Below are 1,075 nucleotides of genomic sequence, written 5' to 3' on the forward strand. Positions count from 1 at the left end.
CGCTGTAATGCTGAGCCCTTATGCTAAGCAAGCTGCGACACAAACGGCACTTAATGCAAACCAGTCAACGATTGCATTGAAGGTTAATATTGCAGACACTGCCTCAATGCTGAGCCCATATGCTAAACAAGCAGCTACTCAAAATGCTTTAACAGCAAACCAATCGGCTATTGCACTGAAAGTGAATATTGCAGATACTGCAGCAATGTTGAATCCATATGCTAAACAAGCGGCGACACAAACGGCACTTAATGCGAATCAATCGGCTATTGCATTGAAAGTGAATATTGCAGATACTGCAGCAATGCTAAGCCCTTATGCTAAGCAAGCAGCTACGCAAAATGCTTTGACTGCAAACCAATCAGCGATTGCATTGAAGGTTAATATTGCAGATACAACTGCAATGCTGAGTCCATATGCTAAGCAGGCTGCGACACAAACGGCACTTAATGCAAACCAGTCAGCGATTACATTGAAAGTGAATATTGCAGATACTGCAGCAATGCTGAACCCATATGCTAAGCAAGCTGCGACACAAACGGCACTTAATGCAAACCAATCGGCTATTGCATTGAAAGTGAATATTGCAGATACTGCAGCAATGCTGAGTCCATATGCTAAGCAAGCTGCCACACAAACAGCACTTAATGCAAACCAATCGGCTATTGCATTGAAAGTGAATATTGCAGATACTGCAGCAATGCTGAGCCCTTATGCTAAGCAAGCTGCGACACAAACGGCACTTAACGTGAATCAATCGGCTATTGCACTGAAAGTGAATATTGCAGATACCGCAGCAATGCTGAGCCCATATGCTAAGCAAGGTGCGACACAAACGGCACTTAATGCAAACCAATCGGCTATTGCATTGAAGGTTAATATTGCAGACACTGCCTCAATGCTGAGCCCATATGCTAAACAAGCAGCTACTCAAAATGCTTTAACAGCAAACCAATCGGCTATTGCATTGAAAGTGAATATTGCAGATACTGCGGCAATGCTGAGCCCATATGCTAAACAAGCTGCGACACAAACGGCACTTAATGCGAATCAATTGGCTATTGCATTGAAAGTG

At 43.4% G+C, this 1,075-nt stretch carries 1 protein-coding gene; it reads left to right on the forward strand.

The features are described 5' to 3' along the window. Positions 1-1,075 (forward strand): hypothetical protein (locus R2Q78_RS21835; protein WP_316794739.1); only part of this gene is annotated, 1,075 nt, incomplete at both ends.

The organism is Pedobacter frigoris (assembly GCF_032678645.1).
GTDB classification, from domain to species: Bacteria; Bacteroidota; Bacteroidia; order Sphingobacteriales; family Sphingobacteriaceae; genus Pedobacter; species Pedobacter frigoris_A.